The following is an 18,475-nucleotide window of genomic DNA, read 5'->3' on the forward strand; positions in this document are numbered from 1 at the left end:
CCCTGTCATTTGTGTATTTATTGTGCCGCCGCATACAACGCGATAATTTCTGCCTGCGTGGCGGTTCGTGGATTGCTGCGAATACAAATATCGTCCATCGCAGCTTGCGCCCATGTGCTGTATTGCTCAGGCTTCGCCCCCACGTCAGCGAGTCGTTTTGTCTGGCCCACTTCGGTAATCAGCTCGATGACAGCGTTGATTGCGTCACGATCGTCTGATTTCTTGTTGGTTAACGCCCTGCCGATATGGCTAAAGCGTTCACGGCAAACCATGCGGTTAAACCCCATTACTGTCGGTAGCAGCATGGCGTTAGCCTGTCCGTGCGGAATGTGCAGCGCCGCGCCCGGCTGGTGAGCCATCGCATGACACAAGCCCAGCCCCGCGCTGGAGAAAGCCATCCCCGCCATACAGGAAGCCAGCAGCATGCTTTCCCGCGCAGCCAGGTCGTGACCGTAGCCCACCGCTTTCGGTAACGATTTGCCAATCATCGCAATCGCGCCAATCGCCAGGCTGTCGGTAAATGGCGTTGCGTTCAGGGCGCTATAAGCCTCAACGGCGTGGGTCAACGCATCGATTCCGGTCATCGCCGTAACATGCGCAGGCACCCCTTCCGTCAATGCGGCATCAAGAATGGCCACATCCGGCATCAGCGTGGCGTGAGCCAGCACTTTTTTCAGTCCAGTCGCGGCGTCAATAATCACCGTGACGTTGGTAGTTTCCGAACCTGTTCCGGCGGTGGTTGGTACGGCAATCAGCGGCAGACGCGGGCGTAACGTGCTGTGTTCCGTCATATCGGCCAGCGTCTGCGTCGGATTAGTCACCAGCAATGCCACCGCTTTGGCGGCATCCAGTACAGAACCGCCACCAAAGGCCACAACGCCATCACACTTTGATTCACGCAGTTGCGCTACCGCCGCGCAAACGTCCGTGATACACGGCTCACCAACCGGGCACGGCCACAACGTCATCGCCACGCCTTTCATCGCCAGGCTACGTTCAAGTCCGGCGGTCATTCCGGCCTGATGCAGGAAGCTATCGACCATCACGAACATATGCGTCAGTCCGCGCATTTGCGCTTCCTGTCCACAGGTGCTGAGCGCCCCAAGTCCACATAACGTGACTGGTGGAACGCTAAATGTTTTTACGCGTTGCAGATTCAGGGTATCGAATGCCTGAAAGAGCGCCGTTTGCAATTCAGCTTGCATAGATTCCCTCCGCTTTTTCTCTCCCACTGTTCGCGATTGCCAGCGGGGTCATAAACAGACTGTGCTGTGGTAAATGCACCTGCAGTTCCGGGAAACGCTTACGGAACAGCTCATCGACACCCGGTTGCATACAGGAACCACCGGCCAGCCATAAATCTGTTACTCCATGCCCTGCAATATGATGAGCGACGATTTCCGCCATCTTTTCGTAGACCGGCTTGACCACCGGCCAGATTTCTTTTCCATTGCTGCGCTTGTACTGCTCGGCTTCTTCAAGCTGAATACGACGATTCCCCGCAAGGGTCAGAGAAATGTGGTGCCCGCCAGTAGCTTCATCGGCGGAATAGGTCACTAAACCCCGCTTCACAATAGCGATACCGGTCGTGCCCCCGCCGATATCCACTACGCCTGCGTTATCCAGTTTCAGCAGATCTGCCACAGCGGTTGGTTCGTCCAGCACATGGCTCACTTCAAGTCCTGCTGATTCCAGCACATTGATGGAAATACGCGGGTCCGTTCCCGGCGGGAACGAGGTTGCCGCATGGGTAAAGCGGCAACCCAGCTGTTGCTCAAGCGTATCGAGATGGCGACGGACAATGGTCACCGCACCGAAGAAATCCCAGACGATGCCGTCACGCACGACATCGGCCCAGTCCAGGCAGACCGCAACCGGCTGTCCGTCACTGTCGACAACCATCGACACCACATCACACGTCCCCAAATCAACACCCAGCCACAGCGGTGAGTCGCTGGCTGTGGGCGTCTGGTTACATAGCGTTGCCGCTTTTTGCAGTCTGGGTGTGAGCCAAAGTTGTTCGTCGTGCGCCATCTCTTTATCTCCTTAGAGCGCTCTTAAACGATGCGGAACGCATCCACCAACACACAGCGACGCAGACGCACAAACGTGCGCGCACTGGTCACCCCTTCCCCGGTCGGCGTAGTAATGGTCATGGTGGTCCAGCCCTCACCGCCAAGTCCGAGACCCGCAATGCACGGCCCATTTTTGACGAAGATGCTGGTATCAATGGCGTTAGCCATACGGTTCATATTGTCGATATTGCGTGAGTGCATCGCCGCCGTATGGTGACAACCACCTTCAAGCGTTACCGCCAGTTCAATGGCCTCATCGACGTTGGCAACCCGCACCACCGGCAGCACCGGCATCATCAGTTCAGTTACGGCAAACGGATGGGTGGCGGAGGTTTCGACGAATAACAAGCGGGTCTGGTCTGGTACATTCAGACCAATTGACGCTGCGATTTTTCCCGCATCACGTCCAACCCAGTCACGGCTAACCGTGCCTTTGCCGCGCTCGTCGACATTTTTCAGCAGCACTGGCTGAAGTTGCTCGGCCTGGGCCGCAGTGAGTTTTACCGCATGCTGGCTTTCCATCAGACGCATCAGTTCGTCGGCAACGCTATCCACCACGATCAGCACTTTTTCGTCGGCGCAGATAATGTTGTTATCAAACGATGCACCTTTGACGATGGACTGCGCGGCGCGTACCAGATCGGCGGTTTCATCAACCACCACCGGCGGGTTACCCGCACCAGCCGCAATCAGGCGTTTATTGGTGTGTTTACGCGCAGCGTCAACCACCGCTTCGCCACCGGTAACGACCAGCAGGCCAATGCCTGGGTACTTGAACAGACGCTGAGCGGTTTCGATATCCGGATTGGCAACGGTAACCAGCAGGTTTGCCGGGCCACCAGCGGCAACAACCGCCTGGTTAAGCAGAGTTATCGCGCGCTGAGAAACGCCTTTTGCCGCCGGATGTGGCGCAAATACCACGCTGTTGCCTGCGGCAATCAGGCTGATGGCATTATTAATTACGGTTGCTGCCGGGTTGGTGGACGGTGTTACCGAAGCCACCACGCCCCACGGCGCGTTTTCAATCAGCGTTAAACCATTATCGCCGGTCAATACCTGTGGAGAGAGGCATTCCACGCCCGGCGTGCCGCGTGCCTGCGCTACGTTTTTGGCAAATTTATCTTCAACGCGTCCCATGCCGGTTTCAGTGACGGCAAGTTCCGCTAATTCTCTGGCGTGTTTTTCGCCTGCTTCACGAATGGCGTGAATAGCTAACTGGCGCATAGCGACGCTTTTTAACCCCTGCTGGGCCAGTTTTGCTGCCGCCACTGCGTCATCCAGGGAGGCAAAGACGCCCATTTCTTGAACCGCGCTGACGGGCTGACTGCTGTCTTTCATTTTCAGCAGTACCGCTTTCACGACCTGTTCAATATCCTGTTGATTCATGATTTTCTGCCTTATTTATGGAAGATCACCTGACCACCGGCCACCACTTCATCGACAATGCCAATAACACACAGATCGACAGGCGATGATTCGTTGCGGTGCGCCTGACGGGCTGAGCTTCCGCTGACCAACAGCACCCACTCTCCGGTTCCCGCCCCGATGCTGTCGATAGCAACAGCACACTGCCCGTCGGGATTTCCGCAGGCGTCAATCATTTCCACCATCAGCAATTTGTCGTGCGCTAGCCCCTGATGGCGTACGGTACAAACAATTTGTCCTGTGACGATTGCCAGTTTCATACCCGCCTCCGTGGCATATTTCAGGTAAAACCTCCCCCTACCCTCCGCAGAAGGTAATGTGAAAAGGAGAGAGGGTGACGCCAGCTTTTATCAATCATGCAGTGGCGTCACATGGGCTACTTACATGTCGTTGCTGTCGCCTTTAAAGCTGATCGGAAACACTTCTTCCAGATCGCCATGCGGACGCGGGATAACATGTACAGAAACCAGTTCACCAATGCGCTGGGCAGCGGCAGCACCGGCATCCGTTGCGGCTTTACAGGCCGCCACATCGCCACGTACCATTGCGGTAACCAGGCCACCGCCAATCTGCTTCACGCCAACCAGTTTCACGCGTGCCGCTTTAACCATTGCGTCAGAAGCCTCAATCAGTGCAACCAGGCCCCGGGTTTCAATCATTCCTAATGCTTCCATTGTGCTTTCCTCTTAGTAGAAGGGGTCCAGAACGGGACCTAAACAACCAGTGTTTGTGAGGCGCGTTCACGACTCACGTCAGTCTGGCGCGGCACTGCTGCCACCAACGCCAGTTCGATAATTTCCTGTACGCTGCAGCCGCGGGAGAGATCATGGAGCGGTGCGGCAAGCCCTTGAATCAGTGGCCCTACTGCTCGATACCCTCCCAGACGCTGGGCGATTTTGTAACCAATATTGCCTGCCTCAAGCGATGGAAAAACCATCACATTGGCATTGCCCTGCAACGGGCTGGCCGGTGCTTTTTGCGCCGCAACATCCGGTACAAAAGCGGCATCAAACTGCAATTCACCATCAACGGTAAGCTCTGGTGCACGTTCACGAACAATGTCCGTAGCCTGCTGCACGTTAGCAACGTTGGGGTGACGGGCACTGCCATTACTTGAAAACGAGAGCATTGCGACGCGCGGCTCTTCGCCGGTAATCGCTTGCCAGGTCTGCGCGCTGGCGATGGCAATATCTGCCAACTGGGCTGCAGTGGGTTGCGGCACGACACTGCAATCAGCAAATCCTAATGACGGTCCGAGATACTGCGGCAGCATCAGGAAAATTGACGACAGCGTTTTACAACCCGGCTGTAATCCGATAATGCGTAACCCCGCACGCAGCACGTTCGCTGTTGACGAGAGGTTGCCCGCAATACAGACGTCGGCTTTACCCGCGCTAACCATTGCGGCAGCGAACATCAGCGGATCGTTGAGTTTCTCAAGCGCATCCGGCGGCGTTTTTTCACCAGCACGCGCCAGCCAGCGCAGCGCAAATTCTTCACGCATTTGCAGGTTGCTTTGCGGGTCGATTACCTGAATGCCATCCATTGCCACGCGGTGGCTGAGAGCAAACTGGCGCAACGCAAACGGACTGGCGACGAGAATGGGATGTGCCAGACCGTGCTGATGCAGGTAATTCGCAGCTTTCAGCACCCGAACATCCAGCGCATCCGGGAACACCACCCGCGCAGGTGAGCGCAAGGCGAGCTGGCGAGCACGTTCAATGATCATTGCTTCTCCCCCAGTCGCTGTTGGATTTGGCTGATACTCAGCGGATGCTTCGCCACGCTCAGGATCATCATCACGTAGACCGTGCTCGACAGGCGGTTCAACGCTTGCAGAATGTCCGGTCGCTGTACTTCAAAACTGCGGGTGATAAATACCTGGGCCGCCACTGTTTCTGTTTCACGGACTTTGGTTCGCAGCAAATTGAGCAGCGCAGCATCACGACCGTGGCTGGCTTCAGGCACCAGATGGTCGTGGTCGAGATAGCGTAGCGGCTGATGCGAAAGCCGGTGCAAATCTTCATCGCTTAAACCAACAATGGCTTGTGCTGCCAGCGGCTCATCCATGGCGTCTGCGCGCATAATGTTGCCCAGACGCGAGCGAATATCCGCCAGCCACGGCTGCCACTGTTCAGGCAGTTCAATCTGTAACCACACCGCCAGGCCGATGGTGCTGTCCAGCGCCGCGCGAAATCCCAGGCGCGGGTCACTTTTGGCGACCATCTTGTCCGCCGTCAGATGCGTCAGCGTGTCAGGTTTCTTCGCCACCGGTTGATGACACAGTTCACAACTCGCCAGTGAGTGCGTATCACTGCTGGTTAAACCATGCACCGGTTGCAGTTGCTGTTCTTCGCCATCAATAAACAGGCTTCCCTGCTCGTCGATAAACTTAATCCGCAGATGTCGGCCTTCCAGCAATTCCCGGGCAGATGGCGTCAGGCGAGCGTCAGCGGGGAGATGAATTTCTGCCCCTTCGCTGAGCGTATGATTCGCTCTGAGCCATGCTTCGGTAATGAAATCCTTCATACATCCGCCTTAGCAGGACTGCCAGTTCGCAGGCCATGCCACATACAGGAATTTCACCGTTGATGGCGTACCGAACTCAATGCTGGAGCCTTTCGGAATAAACATCACATCCCCAGCCCTGGCAATCATGGTTTCGCCTTCATGACGAACGTGCAGTTCGCCTTCCAGAATCATGTCGATTTCGTCGTAGTTCAGCGTCCATGGGAAAAAAGCGTTATCCCACTGCATGAAGCCAGCGGCCATGCTGCTTCCGTCCTTGTCGGTCACTAAGTCGGTTAAGCCGACGCAATGCGGCTGTGCGCCATCAAAACGACCAAACTTCACGCTGCTGCCATCAATGACTTTTACGCCACCTTTGCCAGTAACCGAGGTAAAGCTTGGCTGCATTCCGCCCTGCTCCAGCGACTGTTTTTCCTTCATGACTTTGTCCATCAACTGCGCGACCAGGCTTTCGGTAAACTGCCCTTCCGGCAGTTGCGCAATGATGGTCTCGCGAATGCGCTGGCTTTCCGTTTTGCCATCATCCACCGAAGCGGGTGCAGGCGAGGCTGCCGGAGCGGATTCGTCGCATTCAGTGATTGTGACGCCCAGCAGCTCCGCGACTTCGCGAGCCTCTGGGGTGATGATGCTGGCGCGCAGAACAACCGACATTTCCTGTTCGCCGCGTGCGTGGGCCGCACGAATATCATTAGCTGTGATGAGTTTTTTCACCTGCCCTTTCCTCCTTTTGGCTGAGCTCAGTCAGATAATCCACCAGGTGCTGCACGCTGCGCGGGTCATGGCTATTGAGTTCGAAAATCGGCTCCTGGAACCCTATCCCGCGAAGTAGCTGTCGCGTTGCGGCGACGTCGGCATCCGGCATGTCCGTTTTACTGATAACGGCGATTTGTCGTTTACTGGCGCCGATATCCAACAGCCCGGCAGGTAAGCGACTTTCTTGATCATTTGCCGCGTGTATATAAATCAACGTATCAACATCCTGCAGCGTGGTAATTAAGGCGTGATACCAGCGCGGATGGCTAAAATATTCTCCCGGCGTATCGATATCGCCGTTTTCATTAAACTCAACGGCCTGCGTTTTCCTGGCGAGAGAATAATTTCCCTGTAGCGCATTGAAGAGCGTTGTTTTCCCCGCCCCAACCGTACCGACAAAAGCAATACGTTTCATTGCCGCCTCTGATTAACTTTTTGTCAGGTTGCACAAAGTGAAATTTAATAACCGGCCCAGACCACTCACTGTCTGCAATAATGCCTCTTCCACCGCGCCTACCGAGCCGTAGATCACCAGTGCGCCGCTAAATCTATCGAGAAAACCGATGTGTACATCTGCGGCCTTCATGGCTAAATCACCGGCAATCATTGCCGTTTCGCCTGGCGTTAAGGTCATAATGCCGATAGCGCCCGCTTCGGGAACGCCGATCTTTTTCGCCAGTTCTTCGCCTGGGTGCGCAATCAGATGCGCCAGCGTGACCTGTTTCCCCGGCACAAATTCCTGAATGATGCGTTCTTTTTCCATTGCTCACCGCCTCTGCTGAAACTGTCCTCATCGTGGCAATTTTTCGTCAGAGTAAATAACAAAATTCGGCAAGGTGGTTTAAAAGGTGAAGTAGATCACTAAGAGAAGAGAAATAAAAATACCCGTCACACTTCAAATTACAGGTTCGTTGGCTTTCTTACTCATACCAGCCACTTACTTTAGTAAGTTCATGGTATTCGCTGCATCGTCGCCTTTCTGGAATTCGAATTATTTAGAGTATGAAGGCGCGGGAGAAACCCGCGCCGAAAATAATTAAAGTGAAATTACAACGGTTGTGTTTGAGCTTCGACTACTGCCAGCGCCACCATATTAACGATACGACGAACAGAGGCGATTGGAGTTAAAACATGTACCGGTTTGGCTACACCCATCAGCACCGGTCCTACCGTCACGCCTTCAGAGCTGGAAACACGCAGTAAGTTGTAACTAATACGCGCGGCTTCCATATTCGGCATCACCAGAATATTAGCGGAGCCTTTCAGCGGGCTGTCCGGCATCCGGTCATTACGAATACTTTCCACCAGTGCAGCATCGCCGTGCATTTCACCGTCAATCATCAGATCGGGTGCGCGCGTTTTAATAAGCTCGAGCGCTTCACGCATTTTGTTGGCCGACGGACAGTTTGACGAACCAAAGTTGGAGTGCGACAGCAGCGCCACTTTCGGTTCAATGCCAAACCGACGCACTGTTTCTGCCGCCATAACTGCAATTTCCGCCAGTTGCTCCGGCGTCGGGTCATCGTTGACGTACGTATCAGCGATAAAGGTGTTACCGCTTGGCAATAGCAGCGCGTTCATTGCACCTGCCGTATGAACGCCATCACGGTGACCAAACACCGCTTTCACCACGCTGAAATGCTCGTGATAGTCGCCGATTGTTCCGCAAATCATCGCATCCGCTTCACCGCGTTGCACCATGATCGCGCCGATCACCGTGGTGTTGGCGATCACCGCACGTTGCGCCTGCTCCTGAGTAATTCCACGACGCTTCATGATCTGGTAATACTCACTCCAGTACTCTTTAAAGCGCGGATCGGATTCATTATTGACGATCTCAAAATCGACACCCGCTTTGATCTGAAGTCCTAACTTCTGGATACGCATTTCGATCACGCTCGGACGACCGATCAGGATCGGCTTCGCCAGACCTAAAGTGATAAGTTCTTGCGTTGCATGCAGAACACGAGCCTCTTCCCCTTCGGTCAGCACAACACGCTTAGGCGCTTTGCGTGCCAGAGAGAAAATCGGCTTCATAAACAGGTTGGTTTTGTAGACAAACTCGGTCAGCTTGTCGATATAAGCGTCAAAGTCGGCAATCGGGCGCGTTGCGACACCAGAATCCATCGCCGCCTTCGCCACCGCCGGTGCGATCTTGACGATCAAACGCGGGTCGAACGGTTTAGGAATAATGTATTCCGGGCCAAAGCTCAAATCCTGATCGCCATAGGCGGAGGCCACCACTTCGCTCTGCTCGGCATGCGCCAGTTCAGCTATGGCATGTACAGCGGCCAACTTCATCTCTTCGTTGATGGCGGTAGCCCCAACGTCCAGCGCACCGCGGAAGATGAACGGGAAGCACAGTACGTTGTTGACCTGGTTCGGGTAGTCGGAGCGACCGGTGCAAATGATGGCGTCAGAACGTACCTCTTTTGCCAGTGGTGGCAGAATTTCCGGTTCCGGGTTTGCCAGCGCAAGGATCATTGGCGCACGCGCCATCTTCTTGACCATCTCCTGCGTCAGCACTTTCGGGCCGGAGCATCCGAGGAAAATGTCTGCGCCGTCGATCACATCATCAAGAGTACGCTTACCGTCATCCACCACCGCGTAAGCTGCTTTGGTTTCCGCCATATTCGGTTCGCGATCTTTATAAATCACACCTTTGGAGTCGCAGACCACGATGTTGTGCTTCTGCATACCCAGCGCAACCAACAGGTTCATACAGGCAATCGCCGCTGCACCTGCGCCAGACACCACCATGCGCACATCAGAGATATTCTTTTCCACCACCCGCAGGCCGTTCAGGATGGCTGCAGTGCTGATGATCGCCGTTCCGTGCTGATCGTCATGGAACACCGGAATATTCATGCGTTCACGCAACTTTTGCTCAATGTAAAAACACTCTGGCGCTTTGATGTCTTCGAGGTTGATGCCGCCAAACGTCGGTTCAAGGGCTGCCACCACGTTGATAAATTTGTCCGGGTCGAGTTCATCGACTTCAATGTCGAACACGTCAATTCCGGCAAATTTCTTAAAGAGAACGCCTTTACCTTCCATCACTGGTTTGCCAGCCAGCGCACCAATATTGCCCAGCCCCAGTACCGCAGTACCGTTGGAGATAACCGCGACCAGGTTGCCGCGCGCGGTATATTTGTAGGCCGCTAGCGGATCCTTTTCAATCTCCAGACACGGAGCTGCAACACCTGGCGAGTAGGCCAGCGCAAGATCACGTTGGGTGGCAAGAGGTTTGGTCGGAGAAACCTGAATTTTACCTGGTACTGGAAATTGGTGGAAATCGAGGGCGCTTTGTTTTAACTGGTCATCCATCTTGTTGTTCCTTTCACGTATCGATCAAAAAAGTGGCGCAGGTAACCCTTCTATACCCTAAATAATTCGAGTTGCATGAAGGCTGCAAGGGAGTGAATCCCCAGGAGCATAGCGAACTATGTGACTGGGGTGAGCGAGCGTAGCCAACGCACATGCAACTTGAAGTATGACGGGTATATTGAGCCGCACATTATCGCCTCAGTCAGCGGCATAAACTTTGAAGGTCGCCAAACTCTCACTACTCAAAGAAAGAATTTGTTATCAATTTATAACAACCATGTTACCTGCTTAAACCAGCAATACCATGCTTGTCTGCTATGCTTTTTGCGTATTCGCCCGCAATTTTCCCAAAAGTGTGAATTAACACACGCATCTAACGCTTTACTTTTCAAGGAGTATTTCCTATGACCCGTAAAGAGCTTGCCAATGCCATTCGTGCGCTGAGTATGGATGCCGTCCAAAAAGCTAACTCTGGCCATCCCGGCGCGCCGATGGGTATGGCCGATATTGCCGAAGTACTGTGGAACGATTTTCTCCGACATAACCCAACCGATCCCACCTGGTACGATCGTGACCGATTTATCCTGTCGAATGGCCACGCCTCAATGCTGCTTTACAGCCTGCTGCATCTTTCCGGCTATGACCTGCCGTTAGAGGAGTTAAAAAACTTCCGACAACTGCACTCAAAGACACCAGGGCACCCGGAAATTGGCTACACGCCGGGCGTGGAAACGACCACCGGACCGTTGGGTCAGGGATTAGCAAACGCGGTCGGGATGGCGATAGCCGAGCGTACGCTGGCGGCACAGTTTAATCAGCCGGATCATGAGATTGTCAGCCACTTCACCTGGGTTTTTATGGGTGACGGTTGCCTGATGGAGGGGATTTCTCATGAGGCGTGTTCACTGGCGGGAACGCTGGGACTTGGCAAGCTGATTGGCTTTTACGATCACAACGGTATTTCTATTGATGGTGAAACCAAAGGTTGGTTTACCGATGATACTGCGAAGCGCTTCGAAGCATATCACTGGCATGTCATACACGAGATAGACGGTCACGATCCTGAGGCGGTGAAGAAAGCCATTCAGGAAGCACAAAGCGTAACCGATAAGCCGTCACTAATAATCTGTCGGACTATCATTGGCTTTGGCTCACCGAATAAGGCCGGAAAAGAAGAAGCACACGGCGCAGCACTGGGGGAAGAAGAAGTTGCGCTGACCCGTCAGAAGCTGGGCTGGCATCATCCTGCTTTTGAGATCCCTAAAGAGATTTACCGGTCCTGGGACGCGCGCGAAAAAGGTGAAAAAGCACAGCAGAGCTGGAACGAGAAATTCGCCGCCTATCAACAAGCCCACCCGGAACTGGCCGCAGAGTTTACCCGCCGGATGAGTGGCGGGCTGCCAAAAGAGTGGGAAAAAACCACTCAGAAATACATCGCGGAATTGCAGGCTAACCCGGCCAAAATCGCAACCCGGAAGGCGTCGCAAAATACCCTGAATACTTACGGCCCGATGTTGCCTGAACTGCTTGGCGGTTCAGCAGATCTGGCCCCCAGCAATTTGACCATCTGGAAAGGTTCGACATCCCTGAAAGACGATCCAGCCGGGAACTACATTCACTACGGCGTGCGCGAATTTGGTATGACCGCCATTGCCAACGGTATTGCCCACCACGGTGGTTTTGTCCCATATACCGCGACCTTCCTGATGTTCGTTGAATATGCCCGTAATGCGGCACGAATGGCTGCGCTGATGAAAGCGCGGCAAATCATGGTCTATACCCATGACTCCATTGGGCTGGGGGAAGATGGTCCCACCCATCAGGCCGTCGAGCAGCTTGCCAGCCTGCGCCTGACGCCTAATTTCAGCACCTGGCGTCCATGCGATCAGGTTGAGGCGGCAGTCGGCTGGAAACTGGCGGTAGAGCGCCATGATGGCCCAACGGCGCTAATCCTCTCCAGGCAGAATCTGGCACAGGTTGAACGTACCCCGGAACAGGTAAAAGAAATTGCCCGCGGTGGCTACATACTGAAAGACAGCGGCGGTAAACCGGATGTGATCCTGATTGCCACCGGTTCAGAAATGGAAATTACGCTACTGGCAGCAGAAAAACTGACGGGAGAAGGCCGTAACGTTCGTGTCGTCTCCCTTCCCTCAACAGATATTTTCGACGCCCAGGATGAGGCGTACCGGGAATCAGTCCTGCCTGCAAGCGTGAGCGCGCGCGTGGCGGTGGAAGCAGGAATTGCGGATTACTGGTACAAGTATGTCGGTCTGAAAGGTGCGATTGTCGGCATGAGCGGCTACGGAGAATCCGCGCCGGCGGACAAGTTATTCCCCTTCTTCGGCTTTACGGTCGATAACATTGTCGAAAAGGCGCACCGCGTACTTAACGTGTGATCCACAGCGTGGGCCAGGCATCAGGTCCATGCCAGTTATCACAGCTGGGCTCCTGCGCATAGCGCACCAGACGAAAACGCTGGCCGTCAAAACGCCAGCGCGTCTGGATCCCACAGTCCGACATTCCACGTCCCTTAGCGAGAGTGACCAGTTCGCGCGATTTTTCATCAAAAACAGCGTTCGTCAGCTCCATATCGTTACTTTCAGCGTCCGTCCTGAAAGGCAAATTCAGACGTACCGCGCGCGAACTCAGCGGCTTTGTACGCGAAACAATCCATGCCAGATCGATAGTGTTATATGCACCCGCTTCACAGCCGATCATCAGCAGAGCTTTGTCATCGGTTAATGCCGAAACCCGCACTTCACGGCGCATAGGGTCGAGCGAACAGCGGATGCCGTTTATCCTCCAGTTCCCGTAATCCAGCAGTTCACTGCGCTCTTGTTGAGAAAGCGGTGTTGGTGTTGGGTTGACGACTGCTACCCCTTTCAGGGCCGGAGCCGGAGGTACGCTAAGCGGCGGCTCGTTACCCTTTTCGATCCAGGCAGTTTCACTTCCAACGCGTTTTTGCTGGGCGTCAATAAACAACAGCGCGGCTTTCAGCCCTGCCAGCGAAATGGTTTGCACGCCTTTTTGCAGAGTAATCGCCTGGGCGTTCTGAACTGTCTGTAAAAAGGCGCTAATGGTGGCAGGATCATCGGTCATGAGTTGCCAGGGGGAAATGCGCCAGTGTTCGCCAGTCAGCGGTAGCGGTTGGCCGTCCATCAGCAGGCGCGGCGCAATATCAGCTTCTTTGGCATCAGGGGTATCCAGACCGCCCAGCTCAATACGCAAAACCGCATCGGTATGCGCTCCGGCACTCCGACTGAGGGTCATCACCAGGCCATGATGTTCACCGGTGTTTCGCGCCACGCAAAAATTCTGGTTATTGCAGGTTACCAGCCAGTCGGAAAATACCTGCTGTGCAGGTGCCGCCCACAGAAAGTGGGCCGGTAGCAGACCAAGCAGAAAGATGAAAATAACGCGATAGCGCATGGACGGTACAACCCCGAAATCAAAACAGACAGCCTAATCGGTATCTTCCTTGCGCTACTGATGAGGCTCAATAAGAATCGTCGGATTGGACTGTTATTTTGTAAAGAAATATAAACCCCGTAACCTAATCCATCAGATGCGACGATTGCAGATAGTTAAGCAATAGCACCGTTTTGCCGTCACGGATCTCCCCGGTTGTGATCATCTCTAGCGCTCGGGTGAATGGTAGTTCCAGGACTTCGATATCCTCGTCTTCAACGCCCCCGCCCGCATTGGCACGCTGGTTGTCACTGTACTGCGCGATAAAAAAGTGGATCAATTCCGTCAAGCCGCCTGGCGACATGTAGAGCTCAAAGAGTTTACGCACCTCACCAACTTCATATCCGGTCTCTTCGATCGCTTCTTTGCGAATACAGGCTTCAGGTTCATCGTTATCCAGCAGCCCGGCGCAGGTTTCGATCAGTTGTCCGCTTTCGTTACCGTTCACCCAGGTGGCGACGCGAAACTGACGAATCAGCACGACGGTTTTTTTCTCCGGGTTATACAGCAGAATAGTGGCGCCATTACCGCGATCATAAACCTCGCGTTTGTGACGAATCACCTCGCCATTGCTGCGGGTCAGATCGTAAGTAATATTGCGCAGGATGAAGTAGTTATCAGAAAGGACTTTATCTTTGATGAGGGTAATTTGTTGCGACATACCGGCTCCACGGCGAGAAGTGAGAAATAATACTACGCCGTGAAAACGGGTTTGTCTTGACCCCAGGCTAGTGAGATTTGACTGATTTTATATCCGTCATACTTCAAGCGACGGGTTTGTTGGCTGTACTCAGAAACCCCGGTCACATAGCTCTCTATGCATCTGGGGATTTCTTCTTTTGCCGCCTTCCTGCAACTCGAATTATTTAGGGTATATGCCCAGCCAGTCGACGATCCCCTGCGCTGCATGTCGCCCTTCTGCCATTGCAGTGACCACCAGGTCCGCACCACGTACCGCATCACCACCAGCAAAGATCTTCGGATGAGTCGTTTGATAACGATAAGCGCTCTCGACATCAGCAGCAATCCGGCCCCAGTCATCAACCTTCACACCATGAGCCTCCAGCCACGGCATACCATGCGGATGGAAACCAAACGCCATAATGACTGCATCAGCGGGCATCACAAATTCACTTCCCGCGATCGGTACCGGGCGACGACGTCCCTGCGCATCAGGCTCGCCGAGCTGTGTGCGTAAGAAACGTACGCCACTGACGCCCCCATCGGCATTCAGCATCAGCTCAACGGGCTGGACGTTAAATTCAAAGTTAGCCCCCTCTTCGCGTGCGTTTTTTACCTCTTTTTTCGAGCCAGGCATGTTGGCTTCATCACGACGATAAGCACAAGTCACCTGGCTTGCACCGTGGCGTAGCGCGGTACGTACGCAATCCATCGCCGTATCACCGCCTCCCAGCACCACAACGTTCAGCCCGGCGGTATCAATAAACGGCTCCTCCGGTAGTTCATCCAGCCCCATCACCTGCTTGGTATTAGCAATCAGAAACGGCAACGCATCATAAACGCCCGGCGCGTCTTCGTTCGGCAGATCCGCTTTCATAGAACGATAGGTCCCTACGCCCACAAACACGGCGTCATAATCGTCCAGTAGTGATGCCAGCGTTACGTCCTTACCCACTTCACAGTTAAGCTGGAAATTAATCCCCATAGCGCTGAAAATTTCACGACGACGCACCAGTAACGATTTATCCAGTTTGAAGGCCGGAATACCAAACGTCAGTAAGCCACCAATTTCAGGATGGCGATCGTACACGGTGACGCTGACGCCGTTGCGCACTAACACATCCGCACAAGCCAGACCGGCAGGCCCTGCGCCAATAATAGCGACACGCTTATCCACTTTTTGCACATCGCCTAAATCAGGCCGCCATCCTTTACTCAGCGCCCGGTCAGAGATGTAACGTTCAATATTGCCGATAGTGACCGCACCATGCTCGTTACGCACCGTACATGCCCCTTCACAGAGCCGGTCCTGAGGACATACCCGCCCGGTAATTTCCGGCAGACAGTTGGTCTGGTGAGAAAGCTCCACTGCTGCATCAATATTTCCTGCTTTCACCAGCTCAATCCACTGGGGAATATGATTGTGCAGTGGACATGTCCATTCGCAGATGCTGTGTTCACCACACTTCAGGCAGCGGGAGGCTTCCCGCTCGGCCTGTGCCGTACGAAATGGCAAATAGATTTCATCAAAACTGGTTTTACGTGCCTCAATCGCCAGCTTATCTGGCTCGCCGCGCGGCGGAGTAGCCTGCATCTGCTCGCGTTTGGTGATCATGTGGGAGGTTAAATCGGTCGCCCTGGCATGCCAGGGCTGGCTCTCCAGACTGGCCGTGCGCAGTCGACGTGCTTTTGACAGACCGGTGAGCGAAGTTTGCGTCACCAACTGTAGCGCCTGCGCCGGACAGTTTTCCACGCAGGCCGGTCCCTCTTCACGTCCCTGACACAGATCGCATTTATGCGCTGTCGCTTTCACCTTTCCTTTCGCAACGGGAGTAAGTACGATCTGCATCGTGCCAAAGGGACAGGCAACGACGCAGGATTTACAGCCGATACACTTTTGCGAATTTACCTGAATGCTGTCATTGTCATGGCTGATTGCACCGTTTGGACAGCTTCTGGCGCAAGGTGCATCCTCACAGTGGTGGCAGGTCACCGCGCTGCGTTGATGCTGATGTTTAATGACCGTAATTCGGGGCTGAAAATGCCGTTGGCTCAGGACATGCTGCTCACCATTATGGGCCATGACACAGGCGACTTCGCAGGCATAGCATCCCAGGCACTGTTGGCTATTGACCATAATAAAACGATTCATGGCTTCCTTCTTTTTTGGTTGCAAAAACCTTATTCTTTATATGACTGTTGTTATTAACCGACCCTGAAGAGGGCGGCAATGTTCATTTGCCCAGGAAGCACAACTATTTATCCAGAACCTGTGGCAGATCAATTTATTTCATCGCATATGAAATTGCGTTTCAGTTACCATCCTGTTTCAGGCGATTTTATTAACATTTATCAAATACATTGAATCGTTTTAGCTGTATCAAAGCGCTACATGTATTGGGTGAGGATGCGCAAGTGACGGTAAAACGTCCGGTATCGGCCAGCCTGGCCAAGGCTTTTTTCTACATTGTGCTGCTGTCAATTCTCTCAACGGGCATTGCACTGCTCACACTGACCAGCAGCTTGCGAGATGCGGAAGCCATCAATATTGCCGGTTCATTACGCATGCAAAGCTATCGGCTGGGTTACGATCTACAAAGCAACAGCCCGCAACTCAGTTCACACCGTGAGTTGTTCCAGCAGGCGCTAAACTCTCCAGCATTACAAAATCTGAACGCCTGGTATGTGCCGCAAACGGTAAAAAGCCGCTATGGACATCTGCATGCAAACTGGCTGGAAATGAACTCCCGACTGATAAGTGGCGATTTGAAATGGTATCAAACCAATATCAACAACTATGTTGATCAAATTGACCTCTTCGTGTTGGCGTTACAGCATTATGCTGAGCGTAAAGTGAAACTGGTTTTTGGGATTTCACTGGCGGGCGGGATCGGAATATTTACTCTGGTGTTCTTTACCCTACGGCGTATTCGCCAGCAGGTGGTTCGTCCACTCAATAAGCTGGTGATGGCCAGCCAGCACATTGAACACGGTCAGTTTGATATCCCGTCGCTGGACACTGATTTGCCTAACGAACTGGGATTGCTGGCTAAGACCTTTAGCCAGATGTCGAGTGAGTTGCATAAGCTGTATCGTTCGCTGGAAGCCTCTGTGGCTGAGAAAACGCACGATCTCCACGAAGCAAACCGCCGCCTGGAAGTGTTGTACCAGTGTTCTCAGGCGCTGAATACCAGCCAAATCGATGTACACTGCTTCCGGCATATTTTACAAATTGTCCGCGAACACGACGCTGCGTATTTCCTGGAACTCACCGTCGGTGATAACTGGCGTATCAGCGAGGGGACGGAAAGCCACGACCTGCCAATGCAGATCCTGCCGGTCATGATGCAGGATACCGTTTACGGTGAACTTCACTGGCAAAGCCCCAATGTGCATGCCTCCACACCGCTGTTGAACAGCGTTTCGACCATGCTGGGGCGCGGGCTGTACTTTAATCAGGCGCAGAAACATTTTCAGCAGTTATTGTTAATGGAAGAGCGAGCGACCATCGCGCGCGAACTCCACGACTCGCTGGCGCAGGTACTCTCCTATTTACGCATTCAGCTCACGCTGCTGAAACGCTCGATCCCGGAAGATAACGCCCCGGCGCAGAGTATCATGGCGGACTTTTCTCAGGCGTTGAACGATGCTTACCGCCAACTGCGCGAGCTGCTCACGACCTTCCGTCTGACCTTGCAGCAGGCCGATCTGCCCTCCGCCCTGCATGAAATGCTGGAAACCCTGCAAAATCAGACTTCGGCTAAACTGACACTCGATTGTCGATTACCAACGCTGGCGCTGGATGCGCAAATGCAGGTGCATCTGTTGCAGATCGTGCGTGAAGCTGTGCTTAACGCCATTAAACATGCCAGTGCGACCGAAATTGCCGTCAGTTGCGTGACTGCACCGGATGATAACCACACTGTTTATATCCGGGATAACGGCATCGGAATTGGTGAGCCTCATGAGCCTACAGGACACTACGGTTTGAATATTATGCGTGAGCGGGCAGAAAGACTTGGCGGCACGTTGACCTTCTCCCAGCCCTCCGGAGGCGGAACGCTGGTGAGCATCAGCTTTCGATCGGCATAAAGGGAAAGACAACTCATGTAAACAACGATAAAACGCCGGATAGTCCAGGTGCAGGCCAGACGGCGTTGGCACAAAAGGTACGCTGTAAACGCGCATGATAATTTACATTATCTTCTTTTTTT

The 18,475-nt window shown here is 53.7% G+C and carries 16 protein-coding genes; 2 read left to right on the forward strand and 14 right to left on the reverse strand.

Going from position 1 to position 18,475, the window contains the following annotated elements; translation table 11 throughout:
- Window positions 1–17: 17 nt before the first annotated feature.
- The 11 genes from eutG to maeB form a co-directional block, all read right to left on the reverse strand.
- Entirely contained in the window at window positions 18–1,205 is a 1,188-nt protein-coding gene (gene eutG / locus OGX98_RS17680; RefSeq protein ID WP_200010287.1) for an ethanolamine utilization ethanol dehydrogenase EutG, read from the reverse strand.
- A complete protein-coding gene (gene eutJ / locus OGX98_RS17685; protein WP_045445987.1) occupies window positions 1,195–2,034 on the reverse strand; it encodes an ethanolamine utilization protein EutJ in 840 nt (279 codons plus the stop codon). The genes eutG and eutJ overlap by 11 nt, the downstream gene beginning before the upstream one ends.
- A 23-nt stretch (window positions 2,035–2,057) precedes the next feature.
- Window positions 2,058–3,461: an aldehyde dehydrogenase family protein gene (locus OGX98_RS17690; RefSeq protein WP_045445990.1), complete on the reverse strand. Its 1,404-nt coding sequence runs from the start codon at window positions 3,459–3,461 to the stop codon at window positions 2,058–2,060.
- An 11-nt stretch (window positions 3,462–3,472) separates the two neighbouring features.
- Window positions 3,473–3,760, reverse strand: a complete 288-nt coding sequence (gene eutN / locus OGX98_RS17695) for an ethanolamine utilization microcompartment protein EutN (protein ID WP_016153954.1) — start codon at window positions 3,758–3,760, stop codon at window positions 3,473–3,475.
- A gap of 120 nt (window positions 3,761–3,880) precedes the next feature.
- Window positions 3,881–4,174 (reverse strand): ethanolamine utilization microcompartment protein EutM, encoded by a 294-nt coding sequence (gene eutM / locus OGX98_RS17700; protein ID WP_003835054.1) that lies wholly within the window; start codon window positions 4,172–4,174, stop codon window positions 3,881–3,883.
- 38 nt (window positions 4,175–4,212) lie between these two features.
- Window positions 4,213–5,229: a phosphate acetyltransferase gene (gene pta, locus OGX98_RS17705; protein WP_045445998.1), complete on the reverse strand. Its 1,017-nt coding sequence runs from the start codon at window positions 5,227–5,229 to the stop codon at window positions 4,213–4,215.
- Entirely contained in the window at window positions 5,226–6,029 is an 804-nt protein-coding gene (eutT, locus tag OGX98_RS17710; protein ID WP_048220850.1) for an ethanolamine utilization cob(I)yrinic acid a,c-diamide adenosyltransferase EutT, read from the reverse strand. The genes pta and eutT overlap by 4 nt, the downstream gene beginning before the upstream one ends.
- 9 nt (window positions 6,030–6,038) lie before the next feature.
- Window positions 6,039–6,740, reverse strand: a complete 702-nt coding sequence (eutQ, locus tag OGX98_RS17715) for an ethanolamine utilization acetate kinase EutQ (RefSeq protein WP_045446004.1) — start codon at window positions 6,738–6,740, stop codon at window positions 6,039–6,041.
- Complete coding sequence (gene eutP / locus OGX98_RS17720; RefSeq protein ID WP_045446006.1) at window positions 6,718–7,197, reverse strand: ethanolamine utilization acetate kinase EutP; 480 nt, start codon at window positions 7,195–7,197, stop codon at window positions 6,718–6,720. Before eutP ends, eutQ begins: the two co-directional genes overlap by 23 nt.
- A gap of 12 nt (window positions 7,198–7,209) precedes the next feature.
- Window positions 7,210–7,545, reverse strand: coding sequence for an ethanolamine utilization microcompartment protein EutS (gene eutS / locus OGX98_RS17725; RefSeq protein ID WP_003037995.1), 336 nt, complete (start codon window positions 7,543–7,545; stop codon window positions 7,210–7,212).
- A 284-nt stretch (window positions 7,546–7,829) separates the two neighbouring features.
- Window positions 7,830–10,109: an NADP-dependent oxaloacetate-decarboxylating malate dehydrogenase gene (gene maeB / locus OGX98_RS17730; protein ID WP_286595667.1), complete on the reverse strand. Its 2,280-nt coding sequence runs from the start codon at window positions 10,107–10,109 to the stop codon at window positions 7,830–7,832.
- Between the two features lie 404 nt (window positions 10,110–10,513).
- On the opposite strand from maeB, the gene tkt reads away from it, so the two are divergent.
- Window positions 10,514–12,508: a transketolase gene (gene tkt, locus OGX98_RS17735; protein ID WP_048220846.1), complete on the forward strand. Its 1,995-nt coding sequence runs from the start codon at window positions 10,514–10,516 to the stop codon at window positions 12,506–12,508.
- Here tkt and OGX98_RS17740 read toward each other — a convergent pair.
- The 3 genes from OGX98_RS17740 to aegA all read right to left on the reverse strand — a co-directional run bounded on the left by OGX98_RS17740 (window position 12,498) and on the right by aegA (window position 16,413).
- Complete coding sequence (locus OGX98_RS17740; RefSeq protein ID WP_286595669.1) at window positions 12,498–13,541, reverse strand: DUF1176 domain-containing protein; 1,044 nt, start codon at window positions 13,539–13,541, stop codon at window positions 12,498–12,500. The two genes, tkt and OGX98_RS17740, sit on opposite strands and share 11 nt — an antisense overlap.
- 124 nt (window positions 13,542–13,665) lie before the next feature.
- Window positions 13,666–14,241, reverse strand: coding sequence for a GDP-mannose pyrophosphatase NudK (gene nudK / locus OGX98_RS17745; RefSeq protein ID WP_045446016.1), 576 nt, complete (start codon window positions 14,239–14,241; stop codon window positions 13,666–13,668).
- Between the two features lie 201 nt (window positions 14,242–14,442).
- A complete protein-coding gene (gene aegA, locus OGX98_RS17750) occupies window positions 14,443–16,413 on the reverse strand; it encodes a formate-dependent uric acid utilization protein AegA (protein ID WP_048220844.1) in 1,971 nt (656 codons plus the stop codon).
- Window positions 16,414–16,676: 263 nt separating this feature from the next.
- On the opposite strand from aegA, the gene narQ reads away from it, so the two are divergent.
- Complete coding sequence (gene narQ, locus OGX98_RS17755) at window positions 16,677–18,353, forward strand: nitrate/nitrite two-component system sensor histidine kinase NarQ (protein WP_045446024.1); 1,677 nt, start codon at window positions 16,677–16,679, stop codon at window positions 18,351–18,353.
- Window positions 18,354–18,475: the final 122 nt, after the last annotated feature.

The organism is Citrobacter sp. Cm046, assembly GCF_030333065.1.
Taxonomy (GTDB): Bacteria; Pseudomonadota; Gammaproteobacteria; order Enterobacterales; family Enterobacteriaceae; genus Citrobacter; species Citrobacter murliniae.

What these genes read in the sequence shown, in the direction of transcription:
- eutG (WP_200010287.1), bottom strand. Translation starts at nt 1,205, where the DNA reads ATGCAAGCTGAATTGCAAACGGCGCTCTTTCAGGCATTCGATACCCTG.
- eutJ (WP_045445987.1), bottom strand. Translation starts at nt 2,034, where the DNA reads ATGGCGCACGACGAACAACTTTGGCTCACACCCAGACTGCAAAAAGCG.
- OGX98_RS17690 (WP_045445990.1), bottom strand. Translation starts at nt 3,461, where the DNA reads ATGAATCAACAGGATATTGAACAGGTCGTGAAAGCGGTACTGCTGAAA.
- eutN (WP_016153954.1), bottom strand. Translation starts at nt 3,760, where the DNA reads ATGAAACTGGCAATCGTCACAGGACAAATTGTTTGTACCGTACGCCAT.
- eutM (WP_003835054.1), bottom strand. Translation starts at nt 4,174, where the DNA reads ATGGAAGCATTAGGAATGATTGAAACCCGGGGCCTGGTTGCACTGATT.
- pta (WP_045445998.1), bottom strand. Translation starts at nt 5,229, where the DNA reads ATGATCATTGAACGTGCTCGCCAGCTCGCCTTGCGCTCACCTGCGCGG.
- eutT (WP_048220850.1), bottom strand. Translation starts at nt 6,029, where the DNA reads ATGAAGGATTTCATTACCGAAGCATGGCTCAGAGCGAATCATACGCTC.
- eutP (WP_045446006.1), bottom strand. Translation starts at nt 7,197, where the DNA reads ATGAAACGTATTGCTTTTGTCGGTACGGTTGGGGCGGGGAAAACAACG.
- eutS (WP_003037995.1), bottom strand. Translation starts at nt 7,545, where the DNA reads ATGGAAAAAGAACGCATCATTCAGGAATTTGTGCCGGGGAAACAGGTC.
- maeB (WP_286595667.1), bottom strand. Translation starts at nt 10,109, where the DNA reads ATGGATGACCAGTTAAAACAAAGCGCCCTCGATTTCCACCAATTTCCA.
- tkt (WP_048220846.1), top strand. Translation starts at nt 10,514, where the DNA reads ATGACCCGTAAAGAGCTTGCCAATGCCATTCGTGCGCTGAGTATGGAT.
- OGX98_RS17740 (WP_286595669.1), bottom strand. Translation starts at nt 13,541, where the DNA reads ATGCGCTATCGCGTTATTTTCATCTTTCTGCTTGGTCTGCTACCGGCC.
- nudK (WP_045446016.1), bottom strand. Translation starts at nt 14,241, where the DNA reads ATGTCGCAACAAATTACCCTCATCAAAGATAAAGTCCTTTCTGATAAC.
- aegA (WP_048220844.1), bottom strand. Translation starts at nt 16,413, where the DNA reads ATGAATCGTTTTATTATGGTCAATAGCCAACAGTGCCTGGGATGCTAT.